Consider the following 14,283-nt stretch of genomic DNA (forward strand, 5'->3'; position numbering starts at 1 on the left):
CTATTTACGCTTCGCCGCGCCTGCCGTGTCGAGCCATTCATCGAAGGTCTTGCGCGCGGCGATCTCGAGCGCAGGGCCGAAACGGACCGTGTCGGCACGCAATTGCTGTGCGTCGACACCCGGCGTCGCGGCGATGTCTCCCGCATTGCCGATAAGCCAGGGCTCGAACCGTTCGGCGCGAATCTCCGGATGGCATTGAAACCCGAGCACGTGATCGCCCCACGAAAACACCTGGTTTTCGCAAGCCGGCGTGGAGGCAAGATGCGTGGCGCCGGCCGGAAGGTCGAAGGTGTCGCCGTGCCAATGGAACATCGAGGTATGCGCGCCGTCGAGATGGCGCAGCGGCGAAGCCTGTCCCGCGGCAGTCAGCCTGAGCGGGCTCCAGCCGAGCTCCTTGGTAGCCGCCGGATAGACGCGCGCCCCGAGCACGCGCGCGATCAGTTGCGCGCCGAGGCAAATTCCGAGCGTCGGAAGCCCGGCGGCGATGCGTTTTTCGAGCAGGGAAAGAATCGGCCTGAGTGTCGGGTAGGCAGCGTCGTCAAACGCGCTGATCGGCCCGCCGAGCACCACGGTCAGCGTTGCCGCGGCCGGGTCCGGCGCATCGAGGCACGCCAGGCCGACGTCCAGATAGCGCAGCGCCACGCCGCGCTCGCCCAGCACGCGTTCGAGAGTCCCTAAATCCTCGAAGTACACATGGCGAATAGCCAACGCTTCGCGATTCCTCAAGGCTCAGCTCCCCGCGACGAGTTCGGACGAGAATTCGAGAGACGGCGCCGAAAGCCAGACAGCCGGTACGCGACCGGCCTGTCTGTGCACAAGCGCCATCAGCCTTGCTGCGCGAAAATCTTCCAGGTCTTTTTCTGCGTGCCGACGTCGGCTTCTTCGTGGACCGAACAATCGAGACGCAAGTCCGTGTCGGCAAACGACAGCTCGAGCAGCTTGCAGCGATGCGGCGTCTTCTTCGGATTCTTGCTCGGCTCGAAGTGCGTGCAAGTCACGCACATCCGGTGCTGCGGAATGTCGCCCTGCACTTGCAGCTGGCGAATCATCTTCAGCAGCGTGCGATAGAACACGGCCTGCTCTTCGTCGCGCAGCGTGCCGATCGCTTCGGACAGGAAGTCCGGCCACTGCAGCGCGCGCTTGGCCGCGGTACGGCCGCGAGCCGTCAGGCGCACGGCCAGTGCGCGGCCGTCGTCGAGCGCACGGCGCTTTTCGACGAGGCCCTTGGTTTCGAGCGTGCTGACCGCATCGCTCGTCGTCGCGGCCGTCAATGCCGTCTCGCGCGCGATCTCGCCCAAGCGCATCGGACCCTTGCGCTGCATCAGCAAGACGAGGATCTCGCCCTGCGTCGGCGTCAGGCCGGCGCCTTCGGCCCACTCCCATGCCTGGCTGCGCATGGCCGTGCTCAACCGTAACAGGCTGTGCGTCACGCGCCCGGTTGCTTGCTCTCCGTATACACCTTCGCTCATAGTCTTTCGTTCGCTATTGACAGCGTACCGCTGCTTAGTCGGCCGCGTGACGCCTCGCGCCTACGGCCTGCCGTGGGGCGGCTCGCCGCGGTTTTCTCGCGGGCGGGCCGATTCTACTATCTCAAAAATTTCGCGCTGCGTGAGCTTCAAAAAACCGCTCTTTCAGGGGCGCCGCGCTCTTCGGCGATGCGCCATGCGTTATACCCGATCGTCGAGTCATCCGCATGACTTCACGCCGTAGCAAAACCGTCATTCTATTCGAGAGCGGAGAATCGTACAGCTAAGTTATTCAGTGAATGTTGTGGATAACCTTGGGACAACTGCTGGGACTCATTGTGCGTGATTTCTTGATAACGTCATAGTGCGACGTAAACGTTACCGAAGTTATCCCGCCGTCAGGCCGCAACCACACGCTTCGCCCACGAGGTTATCGTTTACGCAGCCCGTTGAGTTTACGCCGAATTCTCGGGTTTTCCACAGACGGGCACGGCCCTTGTTAACTATTACTACGTTTGTATACGTAAACTTTAAGAAAACCTAAAGGAACGGCTGCCGGTGGTATACGCGGAAGCGAAAAAACCTGATGCAGTTCCTTAAAACTGCCGGGCAGCTTGCTTCGCCCTCGGCGCTGCCTCTAGCCGCGCCACTGCAAGCACTGCTGCCGGACGGCTTCGTGCAGCGACTTTTCCTTGTCGAATACGCCGCGCAGCCAGGTCGCGTCGTTGACTTGCCCGCGCGCAATGGCAGCAACCTCGGTGAGCGCCGCCTTCGAGCCGAGCACCTCGGCATGCGGCGCGATCGCATCCAGCGTTTCGAGAATGTCCTCGGAAATCGAACGGCGCTCGCCCGTCTGCGGATTGATGCACATGCCCGCCAGACCGAAGCGGCATGCCTCGAACCGGTTGAACGTATAGACGAGGTAATCGTCCTCTTTCGGCGTCACAGGCTTGTCGAGCAGCAGATGGCGCGCGAGCGTCTGGATGTAGCACGCGATCGCCGCGGCGCGATCGACGGACAGCGGTGTATCCATCACGCGCACCTCGATCGTGCCGAAACCGGGCTTTGGCCGGATGTCCCAGTAGAAGTCCTTCATGCTGTTGACGACGCCCGTTTTGACCATCTTCGAGAAATATTCCTCGAAGCTGTCCCAGGTCAGCACGAACGGCGCGCGGCCCGAAAGCGGAAACGCGAACACGGAATTCAGGCGTGCCGAATGAAAACCGGTGTCCACGCCTTGCACGTAGGGCGACGAGGCCGACAACGCGATGAAATGCGGAATGAAGCGCGACATCGAATGCAGCATGAAAAGCGCGCTGTCCGGGTCCGGGCAGCCGATATGCACGTGCTGCCCGAACACCGTGAACTGTTTCGCGAGATATCCGTAAAGCTCGGAAAGGTACTGAAAGCGTGGCGTATCGAAAATCTGCCGCTCGCTCCATTGCTGGAACGCGTGCGTGCCGCCGCCGCACAGGCCGACGTTCAGGTGATCGGCCGCCGCGACGAGCGTGTCGCGGATCTTGCGCAGATCGGCCACGGCCTGTTCGTGCGACGTGCAGATGCCCGTCGACAGCTCGATCATGCTTTCGGTGATTTCGGGCGTGATGTTGCCCGGGATTTTCTCGTCCTTGACGATCCGCATCAGATCCGACGCGGCTTTGGTCAGATCATAGTCGTGCGTGTTGACGACCTGGATCTCGAGCTCCACGCCGAATGTGAAAGGCTTGGAGTTGATGAAGGCTTCGAGCGACATGGCGTCCTCTGCAATTCAAATCAAATGTCGCGGCGTTCGCCGACGAGCGTCAGGCTGCGATATACGAGCCACGGACCCACGATCTGCAACACCACGATCGAGCACATGACGACCGCGCTCAGCATCGGATCGAACTTCGGGAACAGGTCGTAAGTATCTTGGACGAGCAAATAGGCAAGCGCCGACATCGGCGAGAGCGACAAGCCGAGCGCGGCGCCCTGCTTCCAGTTGAGCCCGCTCGGCTTGGCGAACGCGAGCACGCCGACGAGCTTCGCGACGAACCGCGCGACGATCAGTCCAATCGCCGCGATGCCGCCAAGCGCGATGTCCTGCCATTCGAACGACGTCAGCGTCAGCACGAACAAGATGACGGTGAGCAGCCACCCCGCCGTGCCGAAATGCTGCGGCCACAACTGCGGCTTCGCTACCAGATTCTTCACGATGATGCCGGCGGCCAGCAGGCTCAGGATCGTCGAGAGCCTGAACAGATGCGCAATCGCGATCGCGAGCAGCACGAGCCCGAACAGCGCGACGAACGAATGCTCATCCTGCAAATTGAAGCGCCGATACAGGAAGGTACAAGCGCGCGCGAGCAAGAACGCGAGAATCAGCGAGCCGACGAGCAGATAGAGCGGCTGAACGATCGTCGCGAAGACGTTGCCATACGTTTCCTGATGCACCCAGCCCGATACGAGCTTCTCGATGACGACGGCGTACATGCTGTTGAGCGCGGTAAGCGTCAGGAGACGTTGCGTCACCTGCCCTTCGGCGCGCAGCTCGGTCTTCAGCTGAATCACCATGGCGGGCGACGTCGCCATGGCGATCGACGCGAGCACGACCGCGACGATCACCGGCACGCGCAGGAACATCAACACGACGAACACGAGGATGAAAGTCAGCGTGGCTTCCGCGAGGCTCGAGGCGATGAGCCAGGGATTGCGGCGGATCCACCGCAAGTCGAGCCGGCCGCCGAGCTCGAACAGCAGCAAGCCGAGCGCGACGTCGAGCAACAGGCGCGACGTGCCTCCGGTGCTCGCATCGATCACGCCCAAGCCCGCGGCACCGGCGATCAGTCCGATCACGCCGTAGCCCGAGATACGCGGCAAATGCCAGGCCCGATAGCAGAGTTCGCCGAGCAAACCCGCGGCGAGCATCGCGAGGCCCGCCCAAAAGATGGCGTCGGGCACGAGCGGCCAAACGGGAAAGAATGAAAACGCCGATTTCATCGTTGTGGCTTCTCCTTTGCAAACAACCGAGCGGCGCATGGCCACGTCACGACCAGCCAGCCTGAGAGGCCGCTGTGTTCTGACTCGCAACGCGAGTGGTCGATGTTCGAATGAAAGCTGAAACGGATGCGCCGGCACGGCGGGTGCGTTGGACGGACCCTGGCACGCAGCCAGTGTGCAAGGTGTTGCATTCGGCAAGACGCGTTGAACTGCTGCCGTCTTGATGATGGATCAGATTCCGAAGCGGGCGCACCGTTCCGTCGAAGCATCGGTGCGATGTCCGCCACCGATACGGGAAGAAGCCGGATTGTGCCACAGCAAACCCGTGTACGGCACGAATCCACGCTAATTCGCTTCAATTTCGGTAAAAACGAGGCTTAACTTCAGACATGACGGAAGAATCGACCGATTCGGGCGATATGCGGATTGGATTTCCGCTTCGGTTTGTCTGCCTCAGATGCTTTGATGCGTTTCGAGGTATACGCAGCCCGGGCGGTTCAGGTGTCTTGGTTTACTGGTTTACCGTATGTATACGTAGTAGAAGTTAACAAAGGCACCACTTTTCTGTGGATAACTCCCCATTCCCAATCCAAATCAGACGTTTACCGAACGCATAACCGAATGCGGAGCATGTGCGCCGGCGACGGGCAAGGTTGAGTAACTTTTTGCCGTTTCGCCGGACCGCCGACTTACCCCGTATACGTGCACATCGCGTCCACACGAATTTCGCGTGACTTTCGCTAGGTTATCCACAGCGTCGGGTGGATAACTTTTTCGCTCAATCGAGTGCGCCGTGACGCAGCGCGCGCAATAGATAGCGCGCGGGGTCGATGCTTTCGGCCAGATCCCGTTCGATCGGCCAAGGCTCGCCTTCGATCTGCGAGGCGATCAACTCAGCGGCAAGCGTCGCCCAGACAAGGCCGCGCGAACCGTAGGCGAAGGCGCCATAGAGACCGTCGGCGCGCGGCAGGTCGAGCGGCCATGCGCCGCGCAGGGCCGCCGCGTCGCGCGACGCTGCGCCTTCGTCGGCCAGCGCGCCGGCCATCGGCAAACGATCGCTGGTGACGCAGCGAAACGCGACGCGTCCTTCGAGCATGCCCGGGTCAGTCGCCGTGAGTTCGTCGGCAACATCCGGCATCAGTTGCGCAAGCCGTTCGAGATTTTCTAGATGGCCCGGTGCGCGCATGGCGCGATCGGCATCGTCGACTTCGTATGTCGCGCCGGTCAGCGTGATGCCGTGGGCGAGCGGCACGGCATAGCCCTCGCCGATCAACGGCACGCGCAAGTCAGAGGCGACGCCTGCGGGCAACAGCGTCAGTTGGCCGCGCACGATGCGCGTCGGAGCTTGGTGAAGTCCCGCGACGCGCGCGGCATCGCAGGCGTTCGCGAAGATCACCACGGACGCGGACGCAACCGGCCGGCCTGCCGCATCGATGACGCACCATCGATCGTCAACGCGTTCGATGCGCTGCACCTCCACGCCGAAGTGCCGCGTGAGCAAGTCGCCGGCTGCTTCGCATTGCGCTTGGCACAGCGCGCCAGGATCGAGCGACCCGCCGCGCGGATAGAGCCAGCCACCGCCGGTTAGCGCAACGTTCGCGAGCGCTTGTGCGTCCGTCTGCGAAGCCGGCGTGACGAAGTCCGCCGGATAGCCGAGCGAGATGATGGCGTCGGTCATCGCACGCGTTTCGTCTGCATCGATGGCGAGATGCAAAAGGCCGAGTGTGCTGCGCTGGAATGCGTAGCCGCGTTGTTCGAGCGCGCTCCAGCGTCTTAGTGCATAGAGAAAACCTGCACGTGTGATGCGCGAGGCGACGCTGTCGTCGCGTGAAATCAGCGGGTGGAATACACCAGCCGGATTGCCCGATGCTTCGCGCGCGGCGGCCGCGTGCCGGTCGATCAAACTGATGCGCCAACCGCGCGCGGCCAACCGCTCGGTCAGCGAGCAACCGGCAAGGCCAGCGCCGATCACGATCGCATGCCGCTCGCCGACGGTAAGCGGCATCGGCGGCTCATGACGCCGTACGCGCCAGCGAGGCGCAAATTCCCCGACCAGCATTGCCCGTTTCCAGCCGAAGCCTTCCACTTTCTTGTAGCTGAAACCGGCCTGTTCGAGCGAGCGCTTGACGTCGCCGGCGCTCGTATAAGTGGCGAACGTCGCGCCATCCCCGGCTAGACGTGCAAGCGACTTGAAGACCGGAAGCGACCACATGTCCGGATTCTTCGCCGGCGAGAATCCGTCTAGATAGAAAGCATCGGCGCGCAGCCACAGTTTCGGCAGGAGCTCGAGCGCGTCGCCGAATGCGAGCGTTAAGGTCACGCGCCCGCCTTCGAATTCGAGCCGGTGCATGCCGGGCACGAGCATCGGCCATGCATCGCCAAGCTGCTGCGCAAGCGGCGATATGGTTGCATCTGCAACGATCCGGCCGTGAACTGCACGCAAATCCAGCTGTGAAAACGGATGTTTTTCGATCGACACGAAGTGCAGCCGCTCGCAACGCGTCGGGTCGGCACGCCATGCGGCCCAGGTCGCGAGGAAGTTGCCGCCGGCTCCGAAGCCTGTCTCGACGATCGTGAAGACGCGCCGCTCACGCCAGCGCTGCGGCAGTCCATTGCCCGCGATGAACACGTGATGCGCTTGCGCGAGTGCGCCGACAGCACTGTGATAAATGTCGTCGTAGGCCGGGGAGAACAGCGTGCCGTCGTCGCGAAACGCAAGTGTGGCGGGGATGAGCGGGTCGGTCATGCGGATGAGAGAAGGCGGCTGCGGGTCTTGGGAAAAACGCCGGGCACGCGAAACATGCCCCCTCGGTACGGCGAAATCGCGCTTGCCGAGGCTTGGGCAAATCGTCCGAAAACGGTCTTGAGCGCTCGGCGGAAATGCCGCAACGCCCCGTCTGGCGGGCGTTTGCGGAGCGTTGGCAAAAACCAACGCCTCTATGCGGCGACCCGTCAACTCGCTTAGCATGTCCGATTCGCGCGGGCTCAATCGCGCGAAACCCAGCAGCGACAAGGCATTGAGAGGCTAAATTCTTTGAAAGCCTTGCCGTTATTGGGTTTGCGCTGCGCTATCATAGCAAGCGCCGCAGGGCAAAGCGGAAAGCTTGGCCGTCGTGTGACGACGTCGAGCGCGGCGGTAGTCGGCGCGCTCGGCGGCAAGGGCTCGACGGCAAAGCCCGCGCACGTATAATCGGCGCGTTCGCGCTGTTCGTATCACCTTAACCTGAGAAAGGAACCTTAATGAACAAACAGGAACTGATCGACGCCGTCGCTGCTCAGACGGGCGCCAGCAAGGCTCAAACCGGCGAAACGCTGGACACGCTGCTCGAAGTGATCAAGAAGTCAGTCTCGAAGGGCGACGCGGTTCAACTGATCGGCTTCGGCAGCTTCGGCTCGGGCAAGCGCGCAGCACGTACCGGCCGCAACCCGAAGACCGGCGAGACCATCAAGATCCCGGCCGCGAAGACTGTCAAGTTCACGGCTGGCAAGGCGTTCAAGGACGCCGTCAACAAGCGCTAAGCACTCAGCTGCCTGGTTGTTGACACCCGCCCATGGCGGGTTTTTTTTCGCCTGGGCGTTCGTGGGTTTCAATGTCGATGCACGATTTCGGCATCGCCGGATTCGTCGTCGTGGGCATCGAGATCCCAGGCGGGGAAGGGGTCGGGGAAGTGCGACCACGCGTGCGGGCCTTGCGCGAATTCGTCGTCGGTCAGGAGGCACGCGTCGAACTTCTCGCGCCACGCCTTCACATCGAGCCCGATGCCGATCATCACCAGTTCCTGGCGGCGGTCGCCGATCATAGTGTCGTCCGGATCGCCGTGCCAATCGGCAGCGATTTCCTCGGCAAGTTCGTCATCTTGCGGCCATTCGCTCTTGTCTTGCGCCGCCCACCAGTAGCCTGCCGGACCATGCCGGCAGGCGCCGCCCGCCTGCGACAGCGAACCCGCGACGTCGTTGCGCGTCGCGAGCCAGAAGAAGCCCTTGCTGCGCAGCACGCCTTGCCATTCTTCGTGCAACAGCGCCCACAAACGCGCCGGATGAAACGGCCGGCGTGCGCGATAAACGAAGTTGCCGATGCCGTATTCGTCGGCTTCGCCGCTGTGATCGTGTTCATGCTCGAGTGACTGCAGCCAGCCCGGCGCGTTCGACGCCTCGTCGAAGTCGAAGCGCTTCGTGTCGAGCACGGCATCGAGCGGCACATCGCCGAAGCGGCTTACGACTTGCGCGGCGCGCGGATTGATGCGCGCGAGGATGTGCTGCAGGCGAGCGAGATCGTCTGCGCTGACGAGATCGGCCTTGTTGACGACGAGCACGTCGCAAAACTCGATCTGCTCGATCAGGAGTTCGACGAGCGTGCGGTCGTCCTCCTCGGTCGCGGCGAGACCGCGTTCGGCGAGCGCGTCCGCGCAAGCGTAGTCGCGCAGGAAGTTGAAGGCATCGACGACGGTCACCATCGTATCGAGGCGCGCGACGTCGGAGAGCGACACGCCGTCGTCGTCGACGAAGGTGAAGGTCTCGGCGATCGGCATCGGCTCGGCGATGCCGGTCGATTCGATCAGGATGGCGTCGAAACGCTGCTCGCCGGCGAGGCGGCGGATTTCGGTCAGCAGGTCGTCGCGCAGCGTGCAGCAGATGCAGCCGTTCGACATCTCGACGAGCTGCTCCTCGACATGCGATAGCGACGCGGCATCGCGCACGAGCGTCGCATCGATATTGACGGCGGCGAGATCGTTGACGATCACCGCGACCCGCAGGCCCGCGCGATTCGCGAGGATATGGTTCAGGAGCGTGGTTTTGCCCGCGCCGAGAAAACCGGACAGCACGGTGACGGGCAGTGGCGGCTGGTTCATCGCAGTAGACACATGAAAGGGAGAAGCGGCGCGGCGTATCAAACCAGTTGGGCCGCCGGCCGGGCGCATGATGCCCGCATTGTGCATCAAACGTCAGCGATTCGTCCGATACGGAGAGGGGTGGGATAGCCGCTCGCGGCTCAAACTGCGGAGCGCTCGAGACGAGCGCGGCGTCAGCGTTGCGCCTGCAGCAGCTTCCACTGGGTGAGGATGTCGGCGATCTGGCGTGCGTACTTGTCGCGCAGCGACGGCGTCTCGGAATGGTAGGCGCCGACTGCCTGCCAGGTGTTGCCGTACTTGTTCATTTTCTGGCGCAGGTGCCACGCGGCGATGTAGACGTTCTTGCAGGGTTCCATCAGCGTGCCGCTCGAGATGCCGTACTGCGCGAGCGTGGGCAGATGAATCGAGTTGATCTGCATGAGGCCGTAGTCAGTCGAGCCGTTGGCATTCTTGTGCAGCGCTTCGGGCCGATTATGCGATTCCTGCCAGGCGATCGCGCGGAGGATCAATGGATTCACCTTCTGATACTTGGCTGCTTCGTCGAAGCAGTCCGCGCGCGCCGGTGAGCTTGCGAGGCAAGCGCCGAGTGCTGCGGAAAGAATCAGAAAGGCTATTTTCATCGGTGAGGTTGGCTAAATAACAGATGCCAGGTAATCGGAGCAATTAAATATAGATCAACACCAATTCTGTTACTGGTGCACTTGCAATATCGGGAAAACCCCATCTTGCTAATAACATTGTTTACTTGGGTGCCCGTATGATACCGGCCGCCGCAATCTAGGCAAAGTTGGCTAACGGACATAAACCAGCTGTATGCGGACAAGCTGCAGTCGTTGCTTCAATACGTATTGTCGGTATACGAACTTTCGAAAACTTACATCGACGCGAAATTTTTTTGGAAAAGCGAAGCGAACCTCCATCCTTTGTGACGATACAGACACGAAAAGCTGCTAATGTTCCGACTTCAGGAATGGCGGATGGATGTCCTGCTTACCGGGCCTTCCAAGACGCGCGCGGGTTGGCGGGCTTTCCGCCGCCGCGAACGCGCCCGCTGTGCATGACAGCCGGAAGTGGCCGCTTCCGGCATCGACCTCACTTTCCATGACTAGAAATCGTATGGCATTGCGTCGCATCGCCTCGGCGCTGCTGGTGGCTGGACTCGTAGCCGCAAGCACCGCATACGCGCAAGTAACGCTCAACTTCGTCAACGCCGATATCGATCAGGTGGCGAAAGCGATCGGCGCCGCGACGGGCAAAACGATCATCGTCGACCCGCGCGTCAAGGGTCAGCTCAACCTCGTTTCAGAGAATCCGGTGCCGGAAGAACAGGCACTGAAGACGCTGCAATCGGCGTTGCGCATGCAGGGCTTTGCGCTCGTGCAGGACCATGGCGTCCTGAAAGTCGTGCCCGAAGCCGACGCGAAGCTGCAGGGCGTGCCGACCTATGTCGGCAACAGCCCGCAGGCGCGCGGCGACCAGATCATCACGCAAGTATTCGAGCTGCATAACGAGTCGGCTAACAATCTGCTGCCGGTGCTGCGCCCGCTCATTTCGCCGAACAACACGATCGCAGCTTATCCGGCCAACAACACGCTTGTCGTCACCGATTACGCCGACAACGTGCGGCGTATTGCGTCGATCATCGCGGGCGTCGACAGCGCGGCCGGCCAGCAGGTCGCCGTGGTGCCGCTCAAGAACGCGAACGCGATCGACCTGGCGCAGCAGCTCTCGAAGATGCTCGACCCGGGCTCGATCGGCAGCACCGATGCGACGCTCAAAGTTTCCGTCCAGGCCGACCCGCGCACCAATTCGCTGTTGCTGCGCGCGACGAACGCCGCGCGGCTAGCCGCCGCGAAGTCGATTGCCCAAAAGCTCGACGCGCCGAGCTCCCAGCCCGGCAACATGCACGTCGTGCCGCTGCGCAATGCCAATGCCGTGCAGCTCGCGAAGACGCTGCGCGGCATGTTGGGCAAGGGCGGCGGGGGGGCGTCGGCCGAGTCGAACAGCGCGAATGCGTTCAACCAAGGCGGCTCGTTCGGCACATCGGGCGGCGGCAGCTCGACCTCGATCGGAACGTCGGGTACGCCGCCGCTGCCGTCTTCGATGGGCGGCGGCTTGTCGAGCGGCAGCAGCACGCTCGGCGGTGGCTCCTCATACGGTGGTGGTTCGAGCGCCGGCGGTTCCTTCGAAAAGCAAGGCAACGAGGAAGAAAACCAGCCCGGCGGCATGATCCAGGCCGATGCGGCGACCAACTCGCTCATCATCACCGCGTCCGACCCTGTCTATCGCAACTTGCGCGCCGTGATCGATCAGCTCGACGCGCGACGCGCGCAGGTCTATATCGAAGCGCTGATCGTCGAGCTCAATTCGACGACGGCGGGCAACCTCGGCATCCAGTGGCAGGTGGCGAGCGGCAATCTCCTCGCGGGTACCAACCTTTCGAGCACCGCGGGCGGTGTGACCAGTTCGAACATCCTCGGCGTGACGGCGGGGCTGGCCGCGCCCGTAGCGAACGGTGGCGGGGTGGGGTCGCTGGCGAACACGCTCACCCAGGGCCTGAACATCGGGTGGCTTCACAACCTATTTGGCGTGCAAGGTCTCGGCGCACTGTTGCAGTACTTCGCCGGCGTCAGCGACGCGAACGTGCTGTCGACGCCTAACCTGATCACGCTCGACAACGAAGACGCGAAGATTGTGGTCGGCCAGAACGTGCCGATCACGACGGGTTCGTACTCGAACTTGACCAGCTCCACGCCGAGTAGCGCGTTCAACACGGTCGACCGCGTCGACGTCGGCCTGACGCTGCACGTGAAGCCGCAGATCACCGACGGCGGGATCCTGAAGCTGCAGATCTATACGGAAGACTCGTCGATCGTCAGTGGCACTCAGAACGCGACCACGAACCCGACGGGCCCGACATTCAACAAGCGCTCGATCCAGTCGACGATTCTCGCGGACAACGGCGAGGTCCTGGTGCTCGGCGGCTTGATGCAGGACAACTATCAGGTGTCGAACAGCAAGGTGCCGCTCTTGGGCGACATTCCGTGGATCGGTCAGCTGTTTCGATCGGAAACCAAGCAACGCCAGAAGACTAACCTGATGGTGTTCCTGCGTCCCGTGATCATCGCCGACAACGCAACCGCGCAGGCGGTCACCGAAAACCGCTACGATTACATCCAGGGCGTGACGGGCGCGTATCGCTCCGACAATAACGTGATGCGCGACAAGGATGATCCGGTTGTGCCGCCGATGCCGCAGGGCCCGAACCAGGGTGGTGCGGTGACGAACCTGTTCGATCTCAGGCAAGTGAGCCGGCAACAGGCGCCCGCACCGGAGCAGCCGGCCCCGGTCGCGCAGCCACAAAGCGTCCCGCAGCAGCAACCGCAAATGCAGCAGCTCCCGGTCGCGCAGCCTCCGACAGCGCAACCGCAGAGCGTTCCGCAACAACAGGCGCCGCAACAGCCGGGGACGGCCGCGCCGGGAGCATCGCAGTGATCGACACGCTCGCGTCCGCCCACGAAGGCGCGCCGGGTGAACGCCAGCCGCCTTCGCAACTTGCCGCCCGGCTCGTGCCGTATGGCTTTGCGAAGACCGGCCAGATTCTCGTCGCGCATCAGCACGCGGACGGCCTCGAAGTCTGGATCAGCGAACGCACGAGCGATGCAGCGCTGGCTGAAGTCGCGCGCAATTTCGGCGCGCTGAAAGTGGTGCGGCTGTCCGCCGACGATCTCTCGCAAGCGATCAACCAAGCGTATGCACGCAGCGACGGCAGCGCCGCGCAGGTGGTCGGCGAAGTGGAAGGCGAAGTCGACTTGTCGCGCTTGATGCAGGACATCCCCGAAGTCGAAGACCTGCTCGAATCCGAAGACGACGCGCCGATCATCCGCATGATCAACGCACTGCTCACGCAGGCGGCGCGCGAGCAGGCATCGGATATTCACATCGAGCCGTTCGAAAATGCATCGGTGGTGCGCTTTCGCGTCGACGGGACGCTGCGCGACGTCGTGCGTCCGAAGAAGGCGCTGCACGGCGCGCTGATCTCGCGGATCAAGATCATGGCGCAGCTCGACATCGCCGAGAAACGCTTGCCGCAGGACGGCCGCATCACGCTGCGCGTGGGCGGGCGGCCCGTCGACGTGCGCGTTTCGACGCTGCCGACCGGACACGGCGAGCGCGCGGTCCTGCGTCTGCTCGAAAAGGATTCGCAGCGCCTGAATCTCGAAGCGCTCGGCATGGCGACCGACACGCTCGGGAAATTCGACAAGCTGATTTCGCGTCCGCACGGCATCGTGCTCGTCACGGGGCCGACGGGCTCGGGCAAGACGACGACGCTTTATGCGTCGATGTCGCGGCTCGAAACGGCGACGACCAACATCATGACGGTCGAAGACCCGATCGAATACGACCTCGCCGGCATCGGCCAGACGCAGGTCAACGAGCGGATCGGGATGACCTTCGCGCGCGCCTTGCGCTCGATCCTGCGCCAGGACCCGGACATCATCATGATCGGCGAAATCCGCGACCTCGAGACCGCGCAGATCGCCGTGCAGGCGTCGCTCACGGGCCACCTCGTGCTCGCGACGCTGCACACGAACGATGCGGCTTCCGCCGTCACGCGTCTCACCGACATGGGCGTCGAGCCGTATCTGCTCGCGTCGTCGCTGCTCGGCGTGCTCGCGCAGCGGCTCGTGCGGCGGCTGTGTCCGGTCTGCAAGGAAGAGCGCGTCGAGAACGGTCATACGCACTGGCACCCGGTCGGCTGCGACAAGTGCGGGCAGTCGGGCTATGCGGGGCGGCGCGGCGTCTACGAGCTGCTGCTGATCGACGACACGATCCGCACGATGATCCACCGCAATGCGGCGGACGCCGAGATCCTCGAGGCCGGCCGTGCGCAAGGCATGCGTACGCTGCGTGAGGACGGCGATCGCTGGCTCGCGTCCGGCCTTACGTCGCTCGAGGAAGTGATACGCGTGACTGGCGGAGCGTGA

The 14,283-nt window shown here is 62.9% G+C and carries 10 protein-coding genes; 3 read left to right on the forward strand and 7 right to left on the reverse strand.

The genetic code is table 11. The features are described from left to right. From FAZ95_RS21715 to mnmC, 5 genes are all read right to left on the reverse strand, one after another. The gene (locus FAZ95_RS21715; RefSeq protein ID WP_254699761.1) at positions 1-708 is read right to left on the reverse strand and encodes a glutamine amidotransferase; all 708 of its coding nucleotides are present in this window, start codon (positions 706-708) and stop codon (positions 1-3) included. A 116-nt stretch (positions 709-824) separates the two neighbouring features. Beyond that, a complete protein-coding gene (locus FAZ95_RS21720; protein WP_137334328.1) occupies positions 825-1,469 on the reverse strand; it encodes a MarR family winged helix-turn-helix transcriptional regulator in 645 nt (214 codons plus the stop codon). Between the two features lie 634 nt (positions 1,470-2,103). Further along, the gene (locus FAZ95_RS21725; protein WP_137334329.1) at positions 2,104-3,219 is read right to left on the reverse strand and encodes a YbdK family carboxylate-amine ligase; all 1,116 of its coding nucleotides are present in this window, start codon (positions 3,217-3,219) and stop codon (positions 2,104-2,106) included. A gap of 20 nt (positions 3,220-3,239) precedes the next feature. Next, the gene (locus FAZ95_RS21730) at positions 3,240-4,445 is read right to left on the reverse strand and encodes a cation:proton antiporter (protein ID WP_137334330.1); all 1,206 of its coding nucleotides are present in this window, start codon (positions 4,443-4,445) and stop codon (positions 3,240-3,242) included. A gap of 778 nt (positions 4,446-5,223) precedes the next feature. Further along, positions 5,224-7,191 carry a bifunctional tRNA (5-methylaminomethyl-2-thiouridine)(34)-methyltransferase MnmC2/FAD-dependent 5-carboxymethylaminomethyl-2-thiouridine(34) oxidoreductase MnmC1 gene (gene mnmC, locus FAZ95_RS21735; protein ID WP_137334331.1) on the reverse strand — a complete coding sequence of 656 codons (1,968 nt, stop codon included), beginning with the start codon at positions 7,189-7,191 and terminating at the stop codon, positions 5,224-5,226. A gap of 494 nt (positions 7,192-7,685) precedes the next feature. Between mnmC and FAZ95_RS21740 the strand changes: the two genes are divergently transcribed. After that, positions 7,686-7,964 carry an HU family DNA-binding protein gene (locus tag FAZ95_RS21740; protein WP_091999833.1) on the forward strand — a complete coding sequence of 93 codons (279 nt, stop codon included), beginning with the start codon at positions 7,686-7,688 and terminating at the stop codon, positions 7,962-7,964. Between the two features lie 68 nt (positions 7,965-8,032). On the opposite strand, the gene zigA is transcribed toward FAZ95_RS21740, so the two are convergent. Next, on the reverse strand, positions 8,033-9,295 hold the full coding sequence (zigA, locus tag FAZ95_RS21745; RefSeq protein WP_137334332.1) for a zinc metallochaperone GTPase ZigA: 1,263 nt from the start codon (positions 9,293-9,295) through the stop codon (positions 8,033-8,035). Positions 9,296-9,468: 173 nt separating this feature from the next. Next, positions 9,469-9,915 (reverse strand): lytic transglycosylase domain-containing protein, encoded by a 447-nt coding sequence (locus FAZ95_RS21750; RefSeq protein ID WP_137334333.1) that lies wholly within the window; start codon positions 9,913-9,915, stop codon positions 9,469-9,471. 481 nt (positions 9,916-10,396) lie between these two features. On the opposite strand from FAZ95_RS21750, the gene gspD reads away from it, so the two are divergent. Both gspD and gspE read left to right on the forward strand, forming a co-directional pair. Beyond that, positions 10,397-12,790, forward strand: a complete 2,394-nt coding sequence (gspD, locus tag FAZ95_RS21755; protein WP_137334334.1) for a type II secretion system secretin GspD — start codon at positions 10,397-10,399, stop codon at positions 12,788-12,790. Next, on the forward strand, positions 12,787-14,283 hold the full coding sequence (gspE, locus tag FAZ95_RS21760; protein WP_137334335.1) for a type II secretion system ATPase GspE: 1,497 nt from the start codon (positions 12,787-12,789) through the stop codon (positions 14,281-14,283). Before gspD ends, gspE begins: the two co-directional genes overlap by 4 nt.

The organism is Trinickia violacea (assembly GCF_005280735.1).
Taxonomy (GTDB): domain Bacteria; phylum Pseudomonadota; class Gammaproteobacteria; order Burkholderiales; family Burkholderiaceae; genus Trinickia_A; species Trinickia_A violacea.

What these genes read in the sequence shown, in the direction of transcription:
- FAZ95_RS21720 (WP_137334328.1), bottom strand. Translation starts at nt 1,469, where the DNA reads ATGAGCGAAGGTGTATACGGAGAGCAAGCAACCGGGCGCGTGACGCAC.
- FAZ95_RS21725 (WP_137334329.1), bottom strand. Translation starts at nt 3,219, where the DNA reads ATGTCGCTCGAAGCCTTCATCAACTCCAAGCCTTTCACATTCGGCGTG.
- FAZ95_RS21730 (WP_137334330.1), bottom strand. Translation starts at nt 4,445, where the DNA reads ATGAAATCGGCGTTTTCATTCTTTCCCGTTTGGCCGCTCGTGCCCGAC.
- mnmC (WP_137334331.1), bottom strand. Translation starts at nt 7,191, where the DNA reads ATGACCGACCCGCTCATCCCCGCCACACTTGCGTTTCGCGACGACGGC.
- FAZ95_RS21740 (WP_091999833.1), top strand. Translation starts at nt 7,686, where the DNA reads ATGAACAAACAGGAACTGATCGACGCCGTCGCTGCTCAGACGGGCGCC.
- zigA (WP_137334332.1), bottom strand. Translation starts at nt 9,295, where the DNA reads ATGAACCAGCCGCCACTGCCCGTCACCGTGCTGTCCGGTTTTCTCGGC.
- FAZ95_RS21750 (WP_137334333.1), bottom strand. Translation starts at nt 9,915, where the DNA reads ATGAAAATAGCCTTTCTGATTCTTTCCGCAGCACTCGGCGCTTGCCTC.
- gspD (WP_137334334.1), top strand. Translation starts at nt 10,397, where the DNA reads ATGACTAGAAATCGTATGGCATTGCGTCGCATCGCCTCGGCGCTGCTG.